Source organism: Mizugakiibacter sp., from assembly GCF_039680435.1.
Taxonomy (GTDB): Bacteria; Pseudomonadota; Gammaproteobacteria; order Xanthomonadales; family Rhodanobacteraceae; genus Mizugakiibacter.
The window spans coordinates 1-4,464 of record NZ_JBDKSX010000134.1 but is presented as its reverse complement, the minus strand read 5'-3'; the positions used below and the strand labels follow the sequence as shown (position 1 = coordinate 4,464).

Below are 4,464 nucleotides of genomic sequence, written 5' to 3'. Positions count from 1 at the left end.
GGCGGCGGCATCGCCCGGCTTCAGCGGCGCGGCGGCGACGGCAGCAGCAGCGGCCGGTGCGGCGGCGCTGGCGGCCGGCGCGGGCGCCGCGGTCGGCTGCGCCGCGCCTTGCGCGGCGGCGGCCGCGCTGAAGGCGAGCGTGACGGCGAAGGCAACGGTGCGCCGAAAACTCATACACTTCTCTCCCGAAAACGCGCTCGTATCCTGAAGGTTCCCGCAGGCGCGGGCAGAAACCGTTGAATTATCCCCGTGCCCCCGAGGCCGGTCAAACCTTGAAGTGCCGGCGCGGCTACGCGGATCGGCCCGGAGCGTCCCGATGCCACCGAATCCCCTGCAGGGCGCGCGCTTCGTGCTCGCCGCCCACACCCCCGAGCAACTGCCGCCCGATGCGGGCGCCGAGGTCGCCTTCGCCGGCCGTTCCAACGCCGGCAAGTCGAGCGCGCTGAACGCGCTGACCGGCCAGCGCGCGCTGGCGCGCACCTCGAAGACGCCCGGACGCACCCAGCAGATGGTGGTGTTCGAGCTCGATCCCGGGCGCCGCCTGGTCGACCTGCCCGGCTACGGCTACGCCAAGGTGCCGCAAGCGCTGCGCGAGCACTGGCGCCAGGCGATCGACGCCTACCTGCACCACCGCCGCGCGCTGCGCGGCCTGGTGCTGATCATCGACATCCGCCATCCGCTCAAGGACTTCGACCGGCAGATGCTGGCGTTCTGCGCGGAAACCGGGCTCGCCTGCCATTGCCTGCTGACCAAGGCCGACAAGCTCTCGCGCGCGCAGGTGCAGGCCGCGCTGCGCGCGTTCGAGAAGACGGTCGCGGCGGAAGGCTGGGACGCCGCCGCGCAGGCGTTCTCCGCGCACGACGCCACCGGCGTCGAGGCCGCGCGCGCGGCCGTGATGCGCCTGTTCGAGACGGAGCGCGACCGGCGTTGAGCGGCGCGCCCCGCGCGCGCCCCCCCCTTTCAAACCGCCGGCGTGCCCCCATGTTCGCGCGGCTCCCATCGAAGGATCGTCCACGTGTCCAGCCCCAGCGCCGTCAGCACCACGCCGGTCCACGACCGGCGCCAGTTGGTCGAGTACATGGCCGAGGGCGGCAAGCCGCCCGAGGCGTGGCGCATCGGCACCGAGCACGAGAAGTTCGGTTTCCGCTTCGACGACCTGCGCCCGCTCGAATACGACGGTCCGCGCGGCATCCGCGCGATGCTCGAAGGGCTGACGCGGTTCGGCTGGGAGCGCGTCGAGGAGGACGGCCACCTGATCGCGCTGACCCGCGGCAACGCCTCGGTGACGCTGGAACCCGCCGGCCAGCTCGAACTGTCGGGCGCGCCGCTGGAAACCATCCACGACACCTGTTGCGAGGTCGGCAGCCACCTGCACGAGGTGAAGACGGTCGCCGACGAGCTCGGCGTCGGCTTCCTCGGCATGGGCTTCCAGCCGAAGTGGAAGCGCGAGGAGATGCCGTGGATGCCGAAGGGCCGCTACGCGATCATGCGCCGCTACATGCCGACGCGCGGCAACCTCGGCCTGGACATGATGACGCGCACCTGCACGGTGCAGGTCAACCTCGACTTCGCCGACGAAGCCGACATGGTGAAGAAATTCCGCGTCGGCCTGGCGCTGCAGCCGATCGCCACCGCGCTGTTCGCCGACTCGCCGTTCACCGAAGGCAAGCCGAACGGTTACCTGTCCTACCGCTCGCACGTCTGGACCGACACCGACCCCGACCGCACCGGCATGCTCGATTTCGTGTTCGAGGACGGCTTCGGCTTCGAGCGCTACGTCGACTACCTGCTCGACGTGCCGATGTACTTCAGCTACCGCGACGGCCGCTACATCGACCTCGCCGGCAAGTCGTTCCGCGACTTCCTCGCCGGCAAGCTGGATGCGCTGCCCGGCGCGGTGCCGACCCTGCGCGACTGGTCCGACCACATGACCACCGCGTTCCCCGAGGTGCGCCTGAAGCGCTATCTGGAGATGCGCGGCGCCGACGGCGGCCCGTGGAACCGCCTGTGCGCGCTGCCCGCGTTCTGGGTCGGCCTGCTGTACGACGGCGCCGCGCTGGATGCCGCCTGGGACCTGGTCAAGGACTTCTCGATGGCGGAGCGCCACGCGCTGCGCGACGGCGTGCCGAAGCACGCGCTGAAGCTGCCGTTCCGCGGCGGCACGGTGCGCGACCTGGCGCAGGAAGCGCTGAAGATCGCCGCGCACGGCCTCAAGCGCCGCGCGCGGCTCAGCCCCGGCGGCGCCGACGAGAGCCACTTCATCGACCCGCTGATCGAGTACGCCAAGGCCAACCAGACCCCCGCCGAGCGCAAGCTCGAACTGTTCCACGGCCGCTGGAACGGCAGCGTCGATCCGGCGTTCTGCGAGTTCGCCTACTGAGTTTCCCGCCGCATGCGGCGGGGCGCGTCGGGTCGACGCATGCGCATCCGCCCGCGGCGGCTCAGCGATGCCTCACCGCATCCCGCACCGTTTCACGGCCGTCGGGAGCGCAACAAGCCGGATCCGGTGAACGCAGCGAACCGCATGCTGCGGTTGCGTCCGCGCGCGCCATGACGACCGGGCCCGCGTTGCGCGGGCCCGGTGGCGAGGCTTACTTGGTGGTTTCGGGTTTCAGCCCGCGCTGCTCCAGCAGCGGCTCGACGCTGGGGTCGCGGCCGCGGAAGGCGCGGTACATCGCCGCCATGTCCTCGGTGCTGCCGCGCGACAGCACCATGTCGCGGAAGCGCTGGCCGTTCTCGCGGGTCATGCCGCCGTGTTCGCGGAACCAGTAGTAGGCGTCGTGGTCCAGCACTTCGCTCCACAGGTAGGCGTAGTAGCCGGCCGAGTAGCCGCCGCCCCAGATGTGCGCGAAGTAGCTGGAGCGGTAGCGCGGCGGCACGTCCGGCATGGCGACGCCGAAGCGCTTCAGCGCATCGGCCTCGAACCGGTCGGCGTCCTGCAGGGGCGCGTCCGCCGGCAGCGTGTGCCAGGCCATGTCGAGCAGCGCCGCCTCGAGGTATTCGAGCGTGGCGAAGCCCTGGTTGAAGGTGCGCGACTTCTTGATCTTGTCGACCAGCGCCTGCGGCATCGGCGCGCCGGTCTGGTAGTGCTTGGCGTAGTTGGCGAACACGCTGGGCTCGGTCGCCCAGTGCTCGTTGAACTGCGAGGGGAACTCGACGAAGTCGCGCGGCACGTTGGTGCCGGCCAGCGTCGGGTACTGCACGTTCGAGAACATGCCGTGCAGCGCATGGCCGAACTCGTGGAACATGGTGGTGACGTCGTCGAAGCTGAGCAGCGCCGGCTGGCCCGGCGCCGGCTTGGTGAAGTTGCAGACGTTGAACACCACCGGCCTGGTGGCGAACAGCCCGGACTGGTCGACGAAGCTGTCCATCCACGCGCCGCCCGACTTGTTGTCGCGCTTGAAGTAGTCGGCGTAGAACAGCGCCAGCGGCTTGCCGTCCTTGTCGTAGACCTGGAACACGCGCACGTCCGGCTGGTACACCGGGATGTCGTGGCGCTCCTTGAAGGTCAGCCCGTACATCTTGTTGGCGGCGAAGAACACGCCGTCCTTGAGCACGCGGTCGAGCTCGAAGTACGGCTTGATCTGCGATTCGTCGAGCGCGTACTCGGCCTTGCGCACCTGCTCGGCGTAGTACTGCCAGTCCCACGGCGCCAGCTTGAAGCCGCCCTGCTGCTGGTCGATCAGCGCCTGCATACGGTCCGCCTCGCCCTGCGCCTTGGCCATCACCGCCGGGACCATGTCGGTCATCAGCTTCTCGGCGTTCTGCGGCGTCTTCGCCATCTGCGTGTCGAGCGCGTAGGCGGCGTAGGTGGGGAAGCCGATCAGCTTCGCCTTCTCCGCGCGCAGTTGCGCGAGGCGCTGGATGATCGCGCGGGTGTCGTTGGCGTCGCCGTGCTCGGCGCGTTCGGTGGAAGCCTTGAACAGGCGCTCGCGCACCGCGCGGTCCTGCAGCTCGACCTGCGCCGGCTGCTGGGTGGTGTTCTGCAGCGGCAGCACCCACTTGCCGTCAAGCTTGCGCGCCTTGGCCGCCTCGGCGGCGGCGGCGATCTCGCCGTCGGACAGGCCGGCCAGTTCGGCCTTGTCGCTCACGACCAGCGCGCCGGCCTTGGCCGCGGCCAGCAGGCGGTTCTGGAACTCGGTGCTGAGCTTGGACTCTTCCTGGTTCAGCGCGCGCAGCTTCTGCTTGTCGGCTTCCGACAGCTTGGCGCCGGCGTGCACGAAGTCGCGCTCGTAGCGTTCGACCAGGAACTTCTGGTCGGGCTTCAGGCCGTCGCGGTGGTCGTAGATCGCCTGCACGCGCGCGAACAGCTTGGGGTTGAGGTAGATCGCGTCCTGGTGCGCGGCGAGCTTGGGCGCCTCGGCTTCCTCGACCTTCTGCAGGGTGTCGTTGGTGTTGGCCTGGGTGATCGCGAAGAACACCTTGGCGACGCGGGTCAGCAGCGTGCCGGAGCGCTCCATCGCC

Annotated in this window: 4 protein-coding genes; 3 read left to right on the top strand and 1 reads right to left on the bottom strand. The window is 69.9% G+C overall.

The window, feature by feature from the left end; translation table 11 throughout:
• The 3 genes from ABFC67_RS14325 to ABFC67_RS14315 form a co-directional block, all read left to right on the top strand.
• Positions 1-208: hypothetical protein (locus tag ABFC67_RS14325; RefSeq protein ID WP_346738707.1), on the top strand; the 208-nt coding region annotated here is incomplete at its 5' end.
• Positions 209-316: 108 nt separating this feature from the next.
• The gene (gene yihA / locus ABFC67_RS14320; protein WP_346738706.1) at positions 317-931 is read left to right on the top strand and encodes a ribosome biogenesis GTP-binding protein YihA/YsxC; all 615 of its coding nucleotides are present in this window, start codon (positions 317-319) and stop codon (positions 929-931) included.
• Positions 932-1,015: 84 nt separating this feature from the next.
• The gene (locus ABFC67_RS14315; protein ID WP_346738705.1) at positions 1,016-2,380 is read left to right on the top strand and encodes a glutamate--cysteine ligase; all 1,365 of its coding nucleotides are present in this window, start codon (positions 1,016-1,018) and stop codon (positions 2,378-2,380) included.
• A gap of 211 nt (positions 2,381-2,591) precedes the next feature.
• Here ABFC67_RS14315 and ABFC67_RS14310 read toward each other — a convergent pair.
• A partial coding sequence (locus tag ABFC67_RS14310) for a M3 family metallopeptidase (RefSeq protein WP_346738704.1) occupies positions 2,592-4,464 on the bottom strand: 1,873 nt, incomplete at its 5' end.